Source organism: Shinella zoogloeoides (assembly GCF_020883495.1).
In the GTDB taxonomy this organism is placed as follows: domain Bacteria; phylum Pseudomonadota; class Alphaproteobacteria; order Rhizobiales; family Rhizobiaceae; genus Shinella; species Shinella zoogloeoides.
The window spans coordinates 1,074,100-1,093,350 of the sequence record NZ_CP086610.1 but is presented as its reverse complement, the minus strand read 5'-3'; the positions used below and the strand labels follow the sequence as shown (position 1 = coordinate 1,093,350).

The 19,251-nt window shown below is 64.2% G+C and carries 16 protein-coding genes; 8 read left to right on the top strand and 8 right to left on the bottom strand.

Annotated features, from left to right (window positions below):
• The first annotated feature begins 125 nt into the window (after positions 1-125).
• Positions 126-1,232 carry a TRAP transporter substrate-binding protein gene (locus K8M09_RS05405; RefSeq protein WP_160784911.1) on the top strand — a complete coding sequence of 369 codons (1,107 nt, stop codon included), beginning with the start codon at positions 126-128 and terminating at the stop codon, positions 1,230-1,232.
• 145 nt (positions 1,233-1,377) lie between these two features.
• Here the strand turns inward: K8M09_RS05405 and K8M09_RS05400 are convergent, their stop codons facing one another.
• Entirely contained in the window at positions 1,378-3,159 is a 1,782-nt protein-coding gene (locus tag K8M09_RS05400; protein ID WP_160784912.1) for a TRAP transporter large permease, read from the bottom strand.
• A complete protein-coding gene (locus K8M09_RS05395) occupies positions 3,156-3,731 on the bottom strand; it encodes a TRAP transporter small permease subunit (protein ID WP_160784913.1) in 576 nt (191 codons plus the stop codon). Before K8M09_RS05395 ends, K8M09_RS05400 begins: the two co-directional genes overlap by 4 nt.
• 248 nt (positions 3,732-3,979) lie before the next feature.
• Between K8M09_RS05395 and K8M09_RS05390 the strand changes: the two genes are divergently transcribed.
• Positions 3,980-4,906 (top strand): Gfo/Idh/MocA family protein, encoded by a 927-nt coding sequence (locus K8M09_RS05390; RefSeq protein ID WP_160784914.1) that lies wholly within the window; start codon positions 3,980-3,982, stop codon positions 4,904-4,906.
• A 134-nt stretch (positions 4,907-5,040) separates the two neighbouring features.
• Here the strand turns inward: K8M09_RS05390 and K8M09_RS05385 are convergent, their stop codons facing one another.
• The 3 genes from K8M09_RS05385 to K8M09_RS05375 form a co-directional block, all read right to left on the bottom strand.
• Positions 5,041-6,051: a serine hydrolase domain-containing protein gene (locus K8M09_RS05385; RefSeq protein ID WP_160784915.1), complete on the bottom strand. Its 1,011-nt coding sequence runs from the start codon at positions 6,049-6,051 to the stop codon at positions 5,041-5,043.
• Positions 6,052-6,214: 163 nt separating this feature from the next.
• Complete coding sequence (locus tag K8M09_RS05380; protein WP_160784916.1) at positions 6,215-6,664, bottom strand: DNA polymerase III subunit chi; 450 nt, start codon at positions 6,662-6,664, stop codon at positions 6,215-6,217.
• A 7-nt stretch (positions 6,665-6,671) separates the two neighbouring features.
• On the bottom strand, positions 6,672-8,162 hold the full coding sequence (locus tag K8M09_RS05375; protein WP_160784917.1) for a leucyl aminopeptidase: 1,491 nt from the start codon (positions 8,160-8,162) through the stop codon (positions 6,672-6,674).
• Between the two features lie 365 nt (positions 8,163-8,527).
• Between K8M09_RS05375 and lptF the strand changes: the two genes are divergently transcribed.
• The 6 genes from lptF to rsmA all read left to right on the top strand — a co-directional run bounded on the left by lptF (position 8,528) and on the right by rsmA (position 16,122).
• Positions 8,528-9,712: an LPS export ABC transporter permease LptF gene (gene lptF / locus K8M09_RS05370; RefSeq protein ID WP_160784918.1), complete on the top strand. Its 1,185-nt coding sequence runs from the start codon at positions 8,528-8,530 to the stop codon at positions 9,710-9,712.
• Entirely contained in the window at positions 9,709-10,791 is a 1,083-nt protein-coding gene (gene lptG / locus K8M09_RS05365) for an LPS export ABC transporter permease LptG (RefSeq protein ID WP_160784919.1), read from the top strand. The genes lptF and lptG overlap by 4 nt, the downstream gene beginning before the upstream one ends.
• On the top strand, positions 10,791-13,127 hold the full coding sequence (locus tag K8M09_RS05360) for an LPS-assembly protein LptD (RefSeq protein WP_160784920.1): 2,337 nt from the start codon (positions 10,791-10,793) through the stop codon (positions 13,125-13,127). Before lptG ends, K8M09_RS05360 begins: the two co-directional genes overlap by 1 nt.
• 142 nt (positions 13,128-13,269) lie before the next feature.
• On the top strand, positions 13,270-14,208 hold the full coding sequence (locus K8M09_RS05355) for a SurA N-terminal domain-containing protein (protein WP_160784921.1): 939 nt from the start codon (positions 13,270-13,272) through the stop codon (positions 14,206-14,208).
• Positions 14,209-14,257: 49 nt separating this feature from the next.
• Entirely contained in the window at positions 14,258-15,295 is a 1,038-nt protein-coding gene (gene pdxA, locus K8M09_RS05350; protein WP_160784922.1) for a 4-hydroxythreonine-4-phosphate dehydrogenase PdxA, read from the top strand.
• Entirely contained in the window at positions 15,295-16,122 is an 828-nt protein-coding gene (gene rsmA, locus K8M09_RS05345) for a 16S rRNA (adenine(1518)-N(6)/adenine(1519)-N(6))-dimethyltransferase RsmA (RefSeq protein WP_160784923.1), read from the top strand. Before pdxA ends, rsmA begins: the two co-directional genes overlap by 1 nt.
• A gap of 188 nt (positions 16,123-16,310) precedes the next feature.
• Here rsmA and gmk read toward each other — a convergent pair whose 3' ends face one another.
• From gmk to mltG, 3 genes are all read right to left on the bottom strand, one after another.
• A complete protein-coding gene (gene gmk / locus K8M09_RS05340; RefSeq protein WP_160784924.1) occupies positions 16,311-16,970 on the bottom strand; it encodes a guanylate kinase in 660 nt (219 codons plus the stop codon).
• A 3-nt stretch (positions 16,971-16,973) separates the two neighbouring features.
• Entirely contained in the window at positions 16,974-17,861 is an 888-nt protein-coding gene (locus K8M09_RS05335) for a YicC/YloC family endoribonuclease (protein WP_160784925.1), read from the bottom strand.
• 209 nt (positions 17,862-18,070) lie between these two features.
• Positions 18,071-19,240: an endolytic transglycosylase MltG gene (gene mltG, locus K8M09_RS05330; protein WP_160784926.1), complete on the bottom strand. Its 1,170-nt coding sequence runs from the start codon at positions 19,238-19,240 to the stop codon at positions 18,071-18,073.
• Positions 19,241-19,251: the final 11 nt, after the last annotated feature.

Genomic DNA, 19,251 nt, shown 5'->3' with positions numbered 1-19,251 from the left:
AAGTCGTAGGGGAGCCTTCCCGGATGTTGGTTCCCTCGGCTTGAAACGCCCTCCCCGCCATGCTTAGCTCCCGCGTGATGACACGAGGGCGGATGATGACATCCGTCCGCCATTGGGAGGAAACTATGGATCGTCGTTCATTCATCAAGAAAGCCGGTGTGGCCGGCGTCGGTGGCGCGGCCGCCACGGTGCTCGCCGCCCCGGCGCTGGCGCAGAGCGCCCCGAAGATCAACTGGCGCCTCGCCTCGTCGTTCCCCAAGTCGCTCGACACCATCTATGGCGGCGCGGAAGTGCTGTCGAAATACGTTTCCGAGGCGACCGACGGCAACTTCCAGATCCAGGTCTTCGCCGCCGGCGAGATCGTTCCGGGCCTTCAGGCCGCCGATGCGGCGGCAGCCGGCACGGTGGAAGCCGCCCATACGGTTTCCTACTATTACTGGGGCAAGGACCCGGTCTGGGCGCTCGGCGCGGCCGTGCCCTTCGCGCTCAACGCGCGCGGCATGAACGCCTGGCAGTACCATGGCGGCGGTATCGACCTCTTCAACGAATTCCTCGCGACGCAAGGCCTCGTCGGCTTCCCCGGCGGCAATACGGGCGTGCAGATGGGCGGCTGGTTCCGTAAGGAAATCAAGACCGTCGCCGACATGCAGGGCCTGAAGATGCGCATCGGCGGCTTTGCCGGCAAGGTCATGGAGCGCCTCGGCGTCGTGCCGCAGCAGATTCCCGGCGGCGACATCTATCCCGCGCTCGAAAAGGGCACCATCGACGCCGCCGAATGGGTCGGCCCCTATGACGACGAGAAGCTCGGCTTCTACAAGGTCGCGCCCTACTACTACTATCCCGGCTGGTGGGAAGGCGGCCCGACGGTGCATGCCATGTTCAACAAGGCGGCCTATGAAGGCCTGCCGAAGACCTACCAGTCGCTGTTGCGCACGGCCTGCCAGGCGGCCGACGCGAACATGCTGCAGGCCTACGACTGGCTCAACCCTCCGGCACTGCGCCGTCTGGTGGCCAACGGCACCCAGCTTCGCCCGTTCAGCAAGGAAATCCTGGAAGCGTCCTTCGACGCCTCCAACGCGGTCTATGCCGAGATGGAAGCCGCCAACCCGACCTTCAAGAAGATCTGGGACTCGATCAAGGCCTTCCGCGGCGACTACTACCTGAACGCCCAGATCGCCGAATACAACTACGACACCTTCATGATGCTCCAGCAGCGCGCCGGCAAGCTGTAAGCAATCATCCGGGACGGAACGGAAAACCCCGGGGCATCGCTGCCCCGGGGTTTTTTCTTGGGATTTTTTGCTTGTCCGGCGTCGGCCCTTCGAACGCAAAAGGGCCGGCTTGCGCCGGCCCTTCTTCATGCGGTTCCTGCCGTCCTCAGTTGAAGGACGGCGGCGTGGAGAGATCCGTGGCGGGCTTTTCGGCTCCACCCTCGGCGGGCTTCTCGCCGCCCTCCAGCGGATTGCCGGCGGGAAGCTGCAGGCCGCCCGGCAGGCCGAGGCCGCCGTCATCGGGCAGGCCCAGCCCCGGAAGACCGCCGTCGGCGCCGAAGCCCGGAACCTCGATCTTGATGGTCGCCGGATCGATGCCGGTGCCCTCGCCCTTGTAGTGCATGACCATGCCCGGGAAGAGAATGGTCAGCGCCACCATAAGGATCTGGATGCCGACGAAGGGCACCGCGCCCCAATAGATCTGCCCCGTCGTCACCGGCGCGGTCATCTTGCCCGTCACCCTGTCGAGATAGGGCACCTTGGCCGCGACCGAGCGCAGGTAGAACAACGCGAAGCCGAAGGGCGGATGCATGAAGCTCGTCTGCATGTTGATGCCGAGCAGCACGCCGAACCAGATGAGGTCGATGCCGAGCTTGTCGGCGGCCGGCGCCAGCAGCGGCACGATGATGAAGGCAAGCTCGAAGAAATCGAGGAAGAACGCCAGGAAGAAGACCAGCACGTTCACCGCGATCAGGAAGCCCGTCTCGCCGCCCGGCATGGAGACCAGAAGGTGCTCCACCCACAGATGCCCGTTCACGCCGTAGAAGGTGAGCGAGAAGACGCGCGCGCCGATGAGGATGAAGAGCACGAAGGCCGAAAGACGCGTCGTGGAGGTGAGCGCCGCGCGGATCACCTCCATGTTGAGCCGCCCCTTGGCGGCCGCCATGGCGAGCGCGCCGACCGCGCCCATGGCCCCGCCCTCCGTGGGCGTCGCGATGCCGAGGAAGATGGTGCCGAGCACGAGGAAGATCAGCGCCAGCGGCGGGATGAGCACGATGATGACCTGCTGGGCAAGCCGCGACATCATGTTGATGTTGAGCGCCTTGTCGACGACCGCCACCACATAGATGAAGGCGACGCCGACGGTCGCGCCGAGAATGTCGGCATTCTCGCCATGGGTCGGGGCGAGATAGACATGGGCGGCATAGGCAAAGCCCGCCGCGACGATCAGGGCGATGGCGAGCGAGGTCACGCCGGAGCCGAGCGAACGCGCCTCCAGCGGCAGCGCCGGCATGGAATCCCGCTTCAGGAAGGTCATCAGCAGGATGTAGCCCATGTAGAGGCCCGTCAGCACGAGGCCCGGGATGAGCGCGCCGGCATACATGTCGCCGACCGAGCGGCCGAGCTGGTCGGCAAGCACGATGAGGACGAGCGAGGGCGGGATGATCTGCGCGAGCGTGCCGGAGGCGGCGATGACGCCCGAGGCGATCGACCGGTCATAGCCGTAGCGCAGCATGATCGGCAGGGAGATGAGGCCCATGGCGATGACCGAGGCCGCGACGACACCCGTCGTGGCCGCCAGCAGCGCGCCGACGAAGATGACCGCATAGGCAAGGCCGCCGCGGATGGGACCGAAGAGCTGGCCGATCGTGTCGAGCAGGTCTTCGGCCATGCCCGAGCGTTCGAGCACGATCCCCATGAATGTGAAGAACGGGATGGCGAGCAATGTGTCGTTCGACATCACCCCCCATAGCCGTTCCGGCATGGCGTTAAGCAGCGGCCAGGAGAGGTTGATCGAATCGGACAGCGGCGCAAGCTCCACGCCGATGACGAAGAAGAGCAGGCCGTTCGCCGCGAGCGCGAATGCCACCGGATAGCCGAGCAGCAGGAACACGATCAGCGACATGAACATGATCGGCGCGAGGTTTTCCGCAATGAACTCGATCATGCGCCCTTCTCCTCTGCGACAACGGTGTCGAGCGGGGCATGGGCCGGCACGTAAGGCGTCGGATCCTCCATATCGCCACGCATGATGGCGATCTTCTTGATGATCTCCGATACGCCCTGGAAGGCGAGAAGAACGAAGCCGCCGAGCAGGATGGCCTTGGCCGGCCAGACGATCAGGCCGCCGGCGCTGGACGAAACCTCACCCGAGCGGAAGGACATCGTCACATAGGGCACGAGGAAATAGACCATCAGCAGCACGAAGGGCATGAGAAACAGGCAATGGCCGAGGAGGTCGATCCAGTGCTGCACCCGGCGGGAGAACTTGCCGTAGACGACGTCGATGCGGATATGCTCGTTCTGGGCCAGCGTATAGGCGGCGGCCAGCATGAAGGCGCCCCCGAACAGATACCATTGCGCCTCGAGCCAGGCATTCGACGACGTGTTGAAAACCTTCCGGACGATGGCGTTTCCGGCGCTGACAAGGACGGCGATCAGGATCAGCCAGCCGACGGCCTTGCCGATATTTTCCGTGACAGCATCGATCAGCCGGCTGAAAACCAGCAGCGTCTTCATGAGAACTCCTCCCCGCGTGGCGTGTTATTGGTTTGGTGCCAAGCACAGCCAGAGTGCCGATTTCAAGGCTGGTTTCAAGTCTGAAGCCCGGTTTTCCCGGCCTCAGCGCCCGCATTAGACGAAAGACGAATACGGCTTTCGGGCAATTGCACAAACGATAGGCAACGCGCCGCGCAAAGGCGGCCTTGCCGCCGCCGAAGGTTCTGCTACAACAGCGTCCGATTTATCATACAAATGAGGGTGGAGACATGTCACCGATCAATCTCGCAATCGTCGGCGTCGGCAAGATCGTGCGCGACCAGCATCTTCCGGCCGTCGCGAAGAACGGCGATTACAGGCTGATCGCCGCCGCCAGCCGCCACGGCACGGTCGACGGCATCGACAATTTCAAGTCCATCGACGAGATGCTGGCCGCCGTGCCGGCCATCGACGCCGTCTCGCTCTGCATGCCGCCGCAATATCGCTACGAGGCCGCCGAGAAGGCGCTTTCCGCCGGCAAGCACGTCTTTCTCGAAAAGCCGCCGGGCGCAACGCTTTCCGAGGTCGCCGACCTCGAGGCGCTCGCCGCCGCCAGGGGCCTGTCGCTCTTCGCAAGCTGGCATTCGCGCTATGCGCCGGCCGTCGAGGCCGCGAAGACCTTCCTCGCCGGCACGACGATCCGCTCCATGCGGGTGATCTGGAAGGAAGACGTGCGCCACTGGCACCCGAATCAGGAATGGATCTGGCAGGCCGGCGGCCTCGGCGTGTTCGATCCGGGCATCAACGCGCTCTCCATCGTCACCCACATCCTGCCGCGCCCGGCCTTCATCACCGCCGCGACGCTGGAATTCCCGGAAAACCGCGACGCCCCCATCGCCGCCGCAATGACCTTCTCCGACGCGAAGGGCCTCGACCTTGCCGCCGAATTCGACTGGCGCCAGACCGGCAAGCAGAGCTGGGACATCGTCGCGAAGACGGATGCCGGCGAGATGGTGCTGTCGGAAGGCGGCGCAAAACTCTCCATCGACGGTAAGCTGGTGCATGACGAGCCGGAGCAGGAATATCCGATGCTCTACAGACGCTTCGCCGAGATCGTAAAAGCCGGCCAGTCCGACGTCGACCTCGCCCCGCTGCGCCATGTCGCCGATGCGTTCATGCTGGGGCGGCGCAAGTTCGTGGAAGCGTTTTACGATTGAGGGCGGGGCTTCTTGCCTACCCGAAACGGGCGTACATTCCGTCGCAAAGCTCCTATTTTGCGACGGAACTTTTGCTGGAGAACAGATGACAATTCAGGCCTCGCGGACTTTAGGGTTTCGCGACGAGTGATCGCTCATCGCGGCGCGGCCGCGGCGATCTTGCGCATGAGTTGGAAGAAATCTCGCATTTCGATGCCGCGCCTGTTCTGGCCCGGGTCCACGGTCTGCACGATCACGAGCCGCTTTTCCGGCACATAGGCAACGACCTGTCCGCCATAGCCGGCATTGAACGCACCGCCCTGCCCCCAATGATCGCTGCGCAGCGTCCACCACATATAACCGTAACCGCTATTGTGGTCGGATGGCTGCGACAGCGCCGTGGTCGATTCCCGCACCCAAGCGGCGGGAACAATCTGCTGGCCATTCCACTGGCCGCCATTGAGGAAAAGCTGTCCGAAACGCGCAAGATCGCGAGCGCTCATGGCGAAGGGATAGGCCGGATGGACCGATGATTTTTCGAGGGAATAACTTCCGTCATGCGCCGAAAAGTCTTCCATACCGATCGGCCTGGCGATGCGCTGCGCGAAACTCTGGAAAATATCCTCTCCGGTCTGCTGTCGGTAGATCGTGCCGAGCGCGTTGAAATCCCAATTGTTGTAGAACCAGAACGAGCCGGGGGCGTGACTGCCGCGCTCCGGACGCTTCTGGCGAATATCGGCAGTTTCATAGGCAGCGCCGTGGTAGATTCCCGATCGTGCCATGAGCAGGTCGCGCACGGTCGCCTGCTTCTCGGCCGCCGTGAGGACCGGACGCTTGTCGTCAATGCCGAGATCGGCAAGTCTGCTGGCGAGATCGATACGGCCGTCCGAAACCGCGATCCCGTAAAGCGCGCTTAGCAGGCTCTTGCGGACGGAAGCGACATTTACCTTACGGGATACATCCCCCCAACTGGCGATCACCTTGCCATCCTGCACCACCATGACGGCCGTAGGCTTCAGGGTGGCGGCATAGTCCTGAGCTGCCTCCAACCCATCGACAGACCAGCCGGAAGCTGCAGGATCGGCTTTCTGCCAAGACTGTGCGCCTGCATTTCCAGCCAGGGAAAGCGAGACTAAGGCGATGATGGCGAAGATAATCTCCCGCATGAATACCCCCGAACCCTTGTCGCAAAATCCCGATTCAAATCAAAGTTTCGCGACAGGGCATGCAAGTCGCGAAAACGCCCTTGTACGCTTGACGGAGACCGTCGCGCGCGCCCTGTCGCAGGCGGGAGCGGTCTTGTGCGAACAATCGGGCCGCGCTCCGCCGTTACGCCTTCTTCATCCAGCGCCCGTCGCCGTTCTGCTGCCAGTAGGTCAGCTGATGCCCCTCGCCTTTCAGGCGCTTCCAGTGCCCGCGCGCGGTCTCCACCTCGGCCTGATCGTAGCCGTCGAACATGAAGATCACGCGCTCGTAGGCCTCGAGCGGCGGCGGTTCGGCGCCAGCGACGAGGAAGCGGACGGTGGCGGCGTTCGGGTTGTCCGGCGTCGTCGTCAGGAGCACGGGCTGCTCGGCCGGGAACGCCTGCTCGTCCGTGCCGTGCGGCAGGAAGCTGTCCTCACGGAAGGTCCAGAGATGCGTGTCGAGCGCGTCGCGGCGCTCGGCATCCCCCGCCTGCACGACGACGCGCCAGCCGCGTTCGAGGCTCTTGTCGAGCAGCGGCGGCAGCGCGTCTTCGAGCTTGGATTCCGTCAGGTGGTAGAAGAGGACTTCGCTCACCCTTCCATCACCCTTCGTAGTTCGCCCGCACCAGCTCGTCGAGCAGGCGCACGCCGAAGCCGGAACCCCAGGACCGGTTGATCTCGTCGGTGGGCGAGCCCATCGCCGTTCCCGCGATATCGAGATGCGCCCAGGGCGTATCCTTGACGAAGCGCTGCAGGAACTGCGCGGCGGTGATCGAGCCGGCATAGCGGCCGCCGGTATTCTTCATGTCGGCGAACTTGCTGTCGATCATCTTGTCGTATTCTCGGCCGAGCGGCATGCGCCACAGACGCTCGCTGGTGACGAGGCCGGCGGCGGTAAGGCGCGCGGCCAGCGTATCGTCGTTGGAGAAGAGGCCGGCATGATGGCTGCCGAGCGCGACCATGATCGCGCCGGTCAGCGTCGCCAGATTCACCATGAACTGCGGCTTGAAGGTCTCGTTGCAGTACCAGAGCGCATCGCAGAGCACGAGGCGGCCTTCGGCATCCGTGTTGATGACCTCGATAGTCTGGCCGGACATGGATTTCACGATGTCGCCGGGGCGCTGGGCGTTGCCGTCCGGCATGTTTTCCACGAGGCCGAGGATGCCGACGACATTGGCCTTGGCCTTGCGCGCGGCGAGCGTGTGCATGAGGCCGATGACGGCGGCCGCACCGCCCATGTCGCCCTTCATGTCCTCCATACCGGCCGCCGGCTTGATGGAGATGCCGCCGGTATCGAAGACGACGCCCTTGCCGATGAAGGCGATGGGCCGGTCCTTCTCCCTGCCGCCCTTCCACTGCATGACCGCAAGGCGCGGCGGACGCACGGAGCCTTGAGCGACGCCGAGCAGCGCGGCCATGCCGAGCTTCTTCATCTCGCGCTCGGTGAGGATATCCACCTCGACGCCGAGCTTTTCCAGCGCCTTGGCCTTGTCGGCGAACTCGACCGGGCCGAGCACATTGGCCGGTTCGTTGACGAGGTTGCGGGCGAGAATCACGCCGGCGGCAACCGCATCCGAGACGTCGTTCGCCTTCTTGGCCGCCGCGGCGGCGGCCGTGACGATCGTCACCTTCACGTTCTTGCCGTTCTTCGCCTCGTCGTCATCGGCCTTCTTCGTCTTGTAAGTGTCGAAGCTGTAGGCGCCGAGCTGCATGCCGAGGGCGAAATCGGCGGCATTGCGCGCCGTGAGGGTAACGCCCGGCGCATCGAGATAGATCGCGACCTTCTCGGCGCGGCCGATCTTCGCGGCGGCGGCGCCGCCGGCCTTCAGCCAGTCATGGGCCGTCAGCCTGTCCGCCTCGCCAAGGCCAAGCACGACGATGCGGTCCGCCGGCGCACCGTGCGGCGCCAGCACATCGAGGCTCTTCAGCGCCTTGCCGGTGAATTTCGCAACGCCGGCCGCCCGGCCGACGATCCCTTCCGGATCGAGGTCTCCAAGGCCCGCAGCCTCGCCGCCGGCAACCTGGAGAAGGATCGCAAGGCCACCCGAAACGCGGGCCGTCTTGGCAAAACCGATGTCGGATCTGGAAGTCATGTCTTACTCCGCATAGGGGCCTTGCGGCCTTTCGTTCGGCCGCGAAGGCCACGGGCGTATCGCGCTTTTCCTCGGAAAAGCGAAAACGCCCCTCTCAATTTTCCAGGCAATACCGGACCCGGAGCCTCTCTACGCCCCGCCGGAATTGCGCCGGTCGCATCAATTCCTTGTCGCTTTTACAGCGCTTGGCAAGATGCGCCGGCTTGTTTAGAGATCGTTAGCCACGCTTGTTCGTCATAAATTTTCCATCGGGGCGGAGACTCTTGGCTCTGGCGTCAGCCTGAAGAAAGCTTATATGGCCATGGCAAAACCGATGGCGTCATGACCCGCAGCGGCAATAGCCCGTCGGAAACACGGACCAAACGATGAAACTGATCGAGCGCTATATCCTGCGGCGGGCGTCGCTCATGTTCATCGCGACATTGCTGCCGCTGCTCGGCATCGTGTGGGTCACGCAGGCGCTCACCAGCATCAATCTCGTCACCGACAGCGGCCAGTCGATCTTCGCCTTCCTGAAACTGGCGACGCTGATCCTGCCCTCCGTCATCCCGATCATCCTGCCCTTCGCGCTCGTCATCGGCGTATCGCAGACGCTCACCGTCATGAACGCCGATTCGGAGCTGACGGTGCTGAACTCGGCCGGCAGTTCGCGCTCGACCATCATCCGGCCGATCATGGTCCTCGCCGTGGCGATGAGCCTCGTCTCCTTCGCCGTCGACAATTTCGTCGAGCCCTATTCCCGCATGGCCGTGCGCAAGATGATCGCGACGGCTAATGCCGACATGCTCTCTTCCGTCGTGCAGGAAAACACCTTCCGCAAGGTCGCCGACGGTCTTTATGTACAGGTGGCGGAACGGCGGGGCGGCGGCGTGCTGCACGGCATCTTCGTCGCCGACAACCGCGATCCGCGTTTCGAAATGGTCTATTACGCCCGCGAGGGCGCGGTGGACGAGAAATCCTCGGCGCTGGTGATGAAGGACGGCGAGGTGCACCGCAAGCTGCCGGACGGCAACGTCTCCATCATCAAGTTCGAATCCTACGCCTTCGACCTCGCCGACCTCACCCAGAGCAGCGGTAGCGCGAATATCCGCGCCAAGGACCGCGACCTGCCCTACCTCTTCAACCCGGATCCCAACGATCCGCAGCTCAAGAGCAATCCGGGCTCCTTCACCGCCGAGCTGCACCGCCGCTTCACCGAATGGCTGTTCCCGATCGTCTTCGGCCTGATCGCGCTCGTCGTCAGTGGCGATGCGCGCTCGCACCGCGAAGCGCGCATGCATCCCATGGTCACCGCGCTGCTGACGGCGCTCTTCGTGCGCTGGGCAAGCTTCTACGCATCCAACAGCGCCGAAAAGTCCGTCTATTTCATACCGATCATGTATCTTATCCCGATCCTCACCGCGGCGCTCGCCGTCCGCTATCTCACGCGCAACAAGAGCCTCGATATTCCGGCAACGCTCGGCGATCGCCTCCGCGAGCAGCGCGAGCGCCTGCTTGCGCGCTTCAGGAAGGCCGGACCGGCCTCCGCGGGCGGGAGCGGCAAGCCATGATTCGCACGCTCGGACTTTATTTCTTCCGCCGCTACGTCGTCACCACGGTCTGGTTTCTGCTCGGCATCTTCGCGCTGATCTTCATCATCGACTTCAGCGAGATGTCGAACCGCATCGGCTCCCTGCCCGGCTATACGCTGTCCACCGGCCTGCTGGTGACGGCGCTGCGCATTCCCATGATCATGATGCAGACCGTGCCCTTCGTCGCGCTTTTTGCCGGCATGGCGGCTCTTATCTCGCTGAACCGGCGCTACGAACTGGTCGTCACGCGCGCGGCGGGCATTTCCGTCTGGCAGTTCCTGCGGCCCTTCGTTGCCGGCGCCTTCCTGTTCGGCGTGCTCGCGGTGCTCGTGCTCAATCCGCTCGCGGCCTGGGGCAGCCGGAAGGCGCAGGAATTCGAAACCTCCTGGGGCGCGACAAGCGGCGCCCGGTCGGAAAACGCCGTTCCGTGGATCCGCCAGATCTACGGCAAGGACGAGGCGATCATCGGCGCGAAGGCGGTTCTCGACGATGGAACGCGGCTTGTGAACGTCTCCGTCATCCACTTCGATTCCGACAGCCGGATCGTGCTTCGGCAGGATGCCGCCTCGGCCACTTTGGAAGATGGTTACTGGCTTCTTAAGAATGTGCACGAGACGCGCACCGGCGAATTGCCCGTTCGTCTCGATGAGGTACAGCTTCGTACCAACCTGAAACGGGAGTTCGTTCAGGAGAGCCTTGAAAAGCCTGAAAGCATTGCCTTTTTCGACCTTGGCCGGAAGATAGAGGCCGCAAGATCCTTCGGCTTCCCGACGAATGCGATGGAAACGCAGTTCCATTCCATGCTTTCGCTGCCGCTGCTCCTGGTTGCGATGACCCTGATCGCAGCCTGTGTATCCTTAAAATTTAGTCGGTTTAATCAATCGCGTGCGGTGATTCTGGGTGGAATCCTTTCGGGCTTCATGCTTTATGTCGTCACCGTGCTTGTGAAGGCATTCGGAAGCAGCGGTGTTGTTCCTCCGTTCGTTGCGGCCTGGCTCCCAGTGGTCGTCGCAATGTCTCTGGGGGCAACGATTCTTCTGCATCAGGAGGACGGCTAGTGGCGGCAGGCGACCGCAAAAAGAATCGGTGGTTGAAAGCCGCCCTGCTTGCAGGTGCGGCCACGTGCGCCCTCATGCCCGCATTCTCCCTTCCCGCATATGCGCAGGCCGTCGACAGCTCGACGCTGCAGCCGAACATTCCCGAGGACAGCAAGCTGCTGCTCGCGGCCAATGAACTCGTCTATAACAATGACAACGAGACAGTCGTCGCCCGCGGTGCCGTGCAGATCGATTACGGCGGCTACAAGCTCGTCGCCCGCGAGGTCATCTACGACCAGAAGACGGGCCGGCTGAAGGCGCGCGGCAATATCGAATTCGTCGAACCCACCGGCAATCGCATCTACGGCGACGAGATGGATATGTCGGACGATTTCGCCAACGGCTTCATCAATGCCCTGCGCATCGAGACGACCGACTTGACGAAGCTTGCCGCCACCAGCGGCGAGCGCGTCAACGAAGAGGAGATGATCCTCAACCACGCCGTCTATACCGCCTGTACGCCCTGCGCCACCGACCCGACCCATCGCGGCATATGGGAAGTCAAGGCCGAGCGCGTCGTGCAGAACGGCCGCACCAAGACGATCCGCCTCGAGCGCGCCCGCTTCGAGATGTTCGGCAAGCCGATCGCCTATATTCCGGTGATCGAGGTGCCGGACCACACCGTCAAGCGGAAGACCGGCTTCCTCTTCCCGCAGTTCAGCATGACGCAGAAGCTCGGCTTCGGCGTGACGACCCCCTATTACATCGCCATTGCGCCCGACATGGACGCCACGCTGTCGCCGACCGTCCTGACGAACCAGGGCTTCCTGATGGAAGGGGAGTTCCGCAAGCGCTTCCATAACGGTCAGGCCACGCTGCGCGCCGCCGGCATCCGGCAGATGAATGCGGAAGATTTCACGGAGCATACGAGCGACTGGGAAGAAGACGGCTTCCGCGGCATGGTCGCCTCAACCGGCAATTTCCAGATCAATCCGCGCTGGACCTTCGGCTGGAAGGTGATGGCGCAGAGCGACAACAACTTCTCGCGCACCTATGAAATCAAGGGCTTCGACGCTCGAACCAACGTCAACCAGGGCTATCTTTCCGGCCTTGGCCGCCGCAACAGTTTCGATCTGCGCGCCTTCTACTTCGACGTCCAGGACGCCGACCCCGAGGACAAGGCGGAACGCCAGCAGGCTATCGTTCAGACGCTCGACCACGAATATATTGTTCCCCAGCCGGTGCTCGGCGGTGAACTCAGCGTCACGACGAATATCACCAATACCGATCGCGACCTCCCCGACACCTACACCACAGCGTACGGCGTCGACCGCTTCCGCGGCCTCGAAGGCAGCATGACGCGGCTGACGAGCGAAGTGGAATGGAAGCGCCAGTTCATCGTGCCCGGCGGTCTGGTCCTGACACCGATGCTCGCCGCACGCGGCGACGTTCATAGGCTCGATATGCGCCCGCCGGTCGGCTATACCAGCTCCTTCGTGTCCGATGACAGTGCGACCCGCTCCATGCTGACGGCGGGCCTGGAAGCCCGCTACCCGGTCCTCGTGACGACGGATTACAGCACGCATCTCTTCGAACCGATCGCGCAGATTTATGCACGCCCCGACGAGGATCATGCCGGCGGCCTGCCGAACGAGGATGCGCAAAGCTTCGTCTTCGACGCCACCAACCTCTTCGAGCGTGACAAGTTCTCCGGCTTCGACCGGATCGAAGGCGGCACGCGCGCCAATCTCGGCGTGCGCTATACCGGCACCTTCGACAACGGCGTGCTTCTGCGCAGCATCGTTGGCCAGTCCTTCCACCTTGGCGGCGTAAACTCCTTCGCGACCGCGGATCTCGTGAATGCCGGCTCGGATTCCGGCCTGGAAACCGATGCATCCGACTATGTCGGCATGACCGGCATCGACCTGCCGAACGGCATCTCCTTCGCCACTAGCGCACGGCTGGACAAGGACGACCTTTCGCTGCGCCGCAACGATACCTCGCTGCGCTTCAACGGCGACAGCTTCGAGACCGAGATCATCTATACGCGCATCGGCGCCCAGCCGCGCTACGGCCTGGCGGATACGTCCAGCGAAATTCAGGGCGCTGCCGCCCTCAAGTTCCACGACTACTGGTCCGTCTTCGGCTCCGTCACCTACGACATCGGCAACCACATCGTTTCGCGCAACGGCGTAGGTCTTTCCTATGACGATCGCGACACCGTCTTCTCGATCGTCTACGAGCAGACGCGAGACAAATCGAGCAGCCAGGCGAACGACTGGTCGATCGGCGCGCGCCTGATGTTCCGCACGCTCGGCGACATCCAGATCGGCGACACGACGCTTACGGGCTTCTGACAGGCCCGCAAGCTGCTCTTGTCATCGTTTGGCCGCATGTATTATGCACATCGGGACAAAGCGCCTGCCGCCTCGCGCGTTCGGTCGACGATATCGCGCGGCAGGCACACCGATGCAAGATGGATTTGAAAGAGGGACTGGCATGATGGGCAGACAATCTCCGATGCGCGCCATGATGATGGGTGTCGCGCTGGCAGCAGCGGTGACGATCACCGTCCCGGCAGGCAGCGTGCAGGCCGCAAGCTCGGTCGTCGCGGTCGTCAACAACACGCCGATCACCAGCGGCGATCTCGAACGCCGCGTCAACTTCCTCAAGCTGCAGCGCGCCAAGGGCAATCTGCGCAGCGTCGCCCGTGAGCAGTTGATCGAGGACACGCTGAAGCGCGCCGAAATCCTCAAGCAGCGCGCCTCCGTCAGCACGGCGGAGGTCGATGCCGCCTATGCGCGCTTCGCCTCGTCCAACAAGATGTCCACCGAGCAGCTCGCCAAGGTCCTGAACCAGGCCGGCGTCGGCCCCGATCATTTCAAGCAATTCATCGCCCTCCAGATGAGCTGGCCCCGCGTCGTCAACGCGCGCTTCGGTCGTGAAGCCAACGGCAAGAGCCTTGTCGAACGCATGCAGGAAAACGGTGGCAAGAAGCCGGTGACGACCGAATATTTCCTCAAGCAGGTCATCTTCGTCGTCCCGGAAAAGCGCCGTAACGCCATTCTCGGCAAGCGCAAGGCGGAAGCGGAAGCGTCCCGTTCCAAATTCCCCGGCTGCGACCAGGCCAAGGCTTTCGCCGCGACGATGCACGACGTTTCGATCCGCGACCTCGGCCGCGTCCTGGCGCCGCAAATGCCGGAAGACTGGAAGCCGCTGATCGAGAAGGCCAAGGGCCAGACGACAGGCACGCGCGTCACCGAGCGCGGCGTCGAATATCTGGCGATCTGCAAGCAGCGCGAAGTGAACGACGACGTCGCCGCCGAAATGGTCTTCCGTGCCGAGGACCTTGCCAAGGCAAAGGGTGGCGAGGAAGACGCCAACAGCAAGAAATACGTCGCCGAGCTGCGCAAGAAGGCGACGATCACCGAACGCTGACCCATGGCGCCCCGTTCGCGGGGCGCTTCTCACCAAGCGGCAGGGCCTCATGACGACGACGAATACTCCGCCGCTGGCGCTCACCATGGGCGATCCGGCAGGGATCGGGCCTGACATCGCGCTGGCCCTCTGGTCGGCCCGCAAGACGCTTTCCCTCCCCCCTTTTCTCTTCATCGGTGATGCACAGGTCCTCCGCGACCGCGCGGCCGCCCTCGGCCTTCCGGTGACGATTGCCGCGGCCGAGCCGGAAACGGCAAATGCCGTGTTTTCCGCTGCCATCCCCGTTCTTGCTTCCGATTGCAGCGTCCCGGTTACCGCGGGCGCGCCCGACTCCGGCAATGCCGCCGCCGTCACCGGCGCCATCGAGAAGGCCGTCGCGCTCACCATGGCAGGCCGCACCGCCGCCGTGGTGACGAACCCGATCGCCAAGGCGGTGCTCTACGATGCCGGTTTCAATTTCCCCGGCCATACCGAATTTCTTGCGGACCTCGCAGCCAGGGCAACGGGTCAGGCTTCCCTGCTGCCCGTCATGTTGCTGGCCGGACCGAAGCTGCGCGCCGTGCCTGTCACGATCCATATCCCGCTGAAGGATGTTCCGGCCGCCCTGACGGAAGACCTCGTCTTCGAGACGGCGACGATCACCGAGCGGGATCTGCGCGAGCGTTTCGGCATATCCCGGCCCCGCCTTGCCCTTGCCGGGCTCAATCCGCATGCCGGCGAAGGCGGTGCGCTGGGGCTGGAGGACGACGCCATCGTGCGCCCCGCCGTCGAACGGCTGAAGGCGGCCGGTATCGATGCGGTCGGCCCGCTTCCGGCGGACACGATGTTCCACGATGCCGCCCGCGCCACCTATGACGTCGCGCTCTGCATGTACCACGATCAGGCGCTGATCCCGGCCAAGGCGCTCGGCTTCGACGATTCCGTCAATGCCACGTTGGGCCTGCCCTTCATCCGCACCTCGCCGGACCATGGCACGGCCTTCGCGCTGGCCGGCAAGGGCGTTGCAAGGCCCGACAGCCTGCTGGCCGCCCTGCGGCTCGCCCACGAACTTACCGCCCACGAGCGGATTGCAAGGGAGGCTCGCTGATGGCGGCACTCGACGGACTTCCGCCCCTGCGCGACGTCATCCAGCGGCACGGTCTCGACGCGAAGAAGGCGCTCGGCCAGAACTTCCTGCTCGACCTCAACCTCACGCAGAAGATCGCCCGCACCGCCGGCCCCATCGGGAACCATACGGTGATCGAGGTCGGCCCCGGCCCCGGCGGCCTGACGCGCGCCATCCTGGCGCTCGGCGCAAAGCGCGTGATCGCAATCGAGCGTGACGCCCGCTGCCTGCCGGCGCTGGCGGAGGTTTCCAAGCACTATCCGGGCCGGCTGACCGTTATCGAAGGCGATGCGCTGAAGGTGGATTTCGAGGCGCTGGCGCCGGGGGAGCCCGTGCGCATCATCGCCAACCTGCCCTACAATGTCGGCACGCAGCTTCTCGTTAACTGGCTACTGCCGAAGACCTGGCCGCCCTTCTGGGAATCGCTGACGCTGATGTTCCAGCGCGAGGTGGGACTACGCATCGTCGCCGAGGAGAACGACGACCATTACGGCCGGCTCGGTGTGCTCTGCGGCTGGCGTACCCATGCCCGCATGGCCTTCGACGTGCCGCCGCAGGCCTTCACGCCGCCGCCGAAGGTGACATCCTCGGTGGTGCATCTGGAGCCGGTCGCCAATCCGCTGCCCTGCGATGTGAGCGCGCTGGAGCGTGTGACCCACGCCGCTTTCGGCCAGCGCCGCAAGATGCTGCGCCAGAGTGTGAAGTCGCTTGGGGGGGAGGCTTTGCTGGCAAAGGCGGAGATCGATCCGCAGCGGCGGGCGGAGACGTTGAGCGTGGAAGAGTTCGTTCGGCTGGCGAACACGTTGTAGGGGGTGCCTGGGGGATACCCCCCTCTGCCCTACCGGGCATCTCCCCCACAAGGGGGGAGATCGGCAAGAGGCGCGAACCGCACTCAGACAGATGCCTCAAAGAGGAGCAAAGCGCTGCTCCATCCGATCTCCCCCCTTGTGGGGGAGATGTCCGGCAGGACAGAGGGGGGTGCCGCGAACGCTGTGCCTTACAGAACCGGCTTCTCCGTCACCAGCTTCGTCACGAACTCGAACAGCCCATGCCGGCGATCGCGGCGCAGGCGCTCGGCCTTGACGATGCTCTGCACCGCGTCGAAGGCGACCGAGAGATCGTCGTTGAGGATGACGTAATCGTATTCGCGCCAGTGCTCGATTTCCGCGCGGGAATTGGCGAGGCGCGTCTGGATGACCTCCTCGGTGTCTTCCGCTCGGCGATGCAGGCGCGATTGCAGTTCGGTCATCGAGGGCGGCAGGATGAAGATGGAGACGACGTCGGCCGGCATCTTTTCCTGGAGCTGTTGGGCGCCCTGCCAGTCGATGTCGAAGAGCATGTCGCGGCCGGCGGACATGGCGGCCTCCACCGGCTCGCGCGGCGTGCCGTAGAAATTGCCGTGCACCTCGGCCCATTCGAGCAGGGCGTCGCTGTCGCGCAGGCGCTCGAATTCCTTCTGGTTGATGAAATGGTAGTGCCGGCCGGCGATCTCGCTGGCACGGCGCTGGCGCGTCGTCACGCTGACCGACAGGCTGAGGCCCGGATCGGCCTCCAGCAGGTTGCGTGCAATGGTCGACTTGCCGGCGCCGGACGGCGAGGAAATGACGAGCATCAGCCCGCGGCGCTCGATATGGATCTGTTTCGACGGCTCGGCCATGGCCTACTCCAAATTCTGGACCTGTTCACGGAACTGGTCGATGACGACCTTCAGTTCGATACCTGCAGCCGTTACAGCAGCGGCGTTCGACTTGGAACAGATCGTATTCGATTCCCGGTTAAATTCCTGTGCGAGAAAATCGAGCTTGCGGCCGATGGGACCGCCCCCGGCGATAAGCTCGCGCGCAGCGGCGACATGCGCCTTCAGCCGGTCGATCTCCTCGCGCAGATCCGCCTTGGTGGCAAGCAGCGCCGCTTCCTGATGCAGCCGGTCACGGTCGAGGGCGCTTGCGCCCTGCAGCAGCGCGGCGACCTGGCCGGCCAGCCGCTCGGCAATCGCCGTGACGCTGCGCGAGGGGTCGGCCTCCACGGTCGCCGTCAGCGCCTCGATGCGGGCGATCTGGCCGAGCAGAACCTCGGCGAGCGCCGCCCCCTCCTTGCGCCGCATGTCGGCAAGACAACGCACCGCCTCGGCAAGACCCGTCCGGATATCGCCGTCGCGCGCATCACGCTCCGCCTCGCTCTCCTCGGCTTCGCGGAAATCCACGATGCCGCGCACCGAGAGCAGCGTGTCGAGCCTGACCGGCGCGGGGTCGACGATGCCGGTGAGCCGGTCGCGCAGCGCCAGAACGGCAGCCAGCGCGCCCTCGTTCACCACGGCCTCGACCTGCGCCTCGCTGACGCTCACCGCAAGGCCGATCTGGAGATTGCCGCGCGAAAAAGCTTCCCCGGCGAGCCGGCGCACATCCGCTTCCAGCGCCTCCAGCCCGGGCGGCAGGCGCAGGCGCAGGTCCAGCCCCTTGCCGTTGACCGAGCGCAGCTCCCACGCCCAGCGCGTGCGCCCGCTCGTTCCCTCGACCCGCGCGAAGCCGGTCATCGATTGCAATGTCATGTCAGCCTCCAATGGCATCCGCGCATGGCGCGGGCAGCCGGATGCGCGCGGCAGGCGCGCAATCGTCCCCGCCAAAGTGAAGCAGTTTCGAGGGGTTGGAAACGGGCAAGCGCATGGAACGGCGCGCGATCCACATCAAAGGTGACGCCCGGAAACGAAACGGCCCCGGACGCCGAGCGCCGGGGCCGTTTCTCAATCTCGCCCAACCCTCATTGCGGGTCGGTCGCGCCCGCTTCCTTGGCCTTCTCGGCCTCCAGCTTGCGCCAGCGGCGGACGTTCTGGTTATGCTCGTCCAGCGTCTCGGCAAAGACGTGGCCGCCCGTGCCGTCGGCGACGAAGTAGAGGTCCGAGGTGCGCGACGGGTTGGCGACGGCTTCCAGCGCGGCGCGGCCCGGATTGGCGATCGGCGTCGGCGGCAGGCCCTTGATGATATAGGTGTTGTAGGGCGTCTGCTTTTCGAGGTCCGACTGGAAGATCGGCCGGTCGGCCGGCTTACCTTCACCGCCGAAGATGCCGTAAATGATCGTCGGGTCGGATTGCAGGCGCATGCCCTTTTCAAGCCGGTTGAGGAATACCGAGGCGACGCGCGAGCGTTCGTCCGCCCGGCCCGTTTCCTTCTCGACGATGGAGGCGAGCGTCACGAATTCCTCGCGCGTGGCGATCGGCAGGTTATCGTCGCGGCGTTCCCAGATCTGGTCGATCAGCGCCTTCTGCGCATCCAGCATCTGGTGCAGGATATCGCCGCGCTTGGTGCCGCGTGAGAACTTGTAGGTATCCGTCATCAGCGAGCCTTCGGCCGGCAGTTCCTGCGGCAGGTCGCCTTCCAGAACCGGGTCTTCCGCGAGACGCTTGAACACCTGCTTGACCGTCAGGCCCTCCGGCACGGAGACGCTGTAGAGGATCGACTTGCCGGATTTCAGCAATTCGACGATCTCGCGCATGGAAGCGCCGGCCTTGATCTCGTATTCGCCGGCCTTCAGCGTCTCGCCATCGAGATAGATGCGCGAGAGCACGCGGAAGACGCGGCTATCGGTGATGATGTTGTTGCGCTCGAGGTTGGCGGCGATCTCGTTGGTGCCGGCTCCGCCGCGAACGATGAAGTTCGTGTTGGCGGTCAGCGGCCCCTGCTCTTCGTAGCTCTTCACGCCGTAGTAGAAGATCGCGACGCCGATGATGGTGGCGAACACCACCACGGTCATGACGAAATTCAGGAAGATGACGACCTGGCTGCGAGCCTTGCGCGAGCGGCGGCGGCTCGGCGGCTCGGGTACCTGTTCGGGGCGCAGGGCTTCCTTGGCGGATTTGGGAATGATGCGCGGCTGGCCGGAGGCCTCGCCGCGACCGAACTGCATCTCGCCGGAATCGTTCGTGTCGCTCACGGACTGTCCTC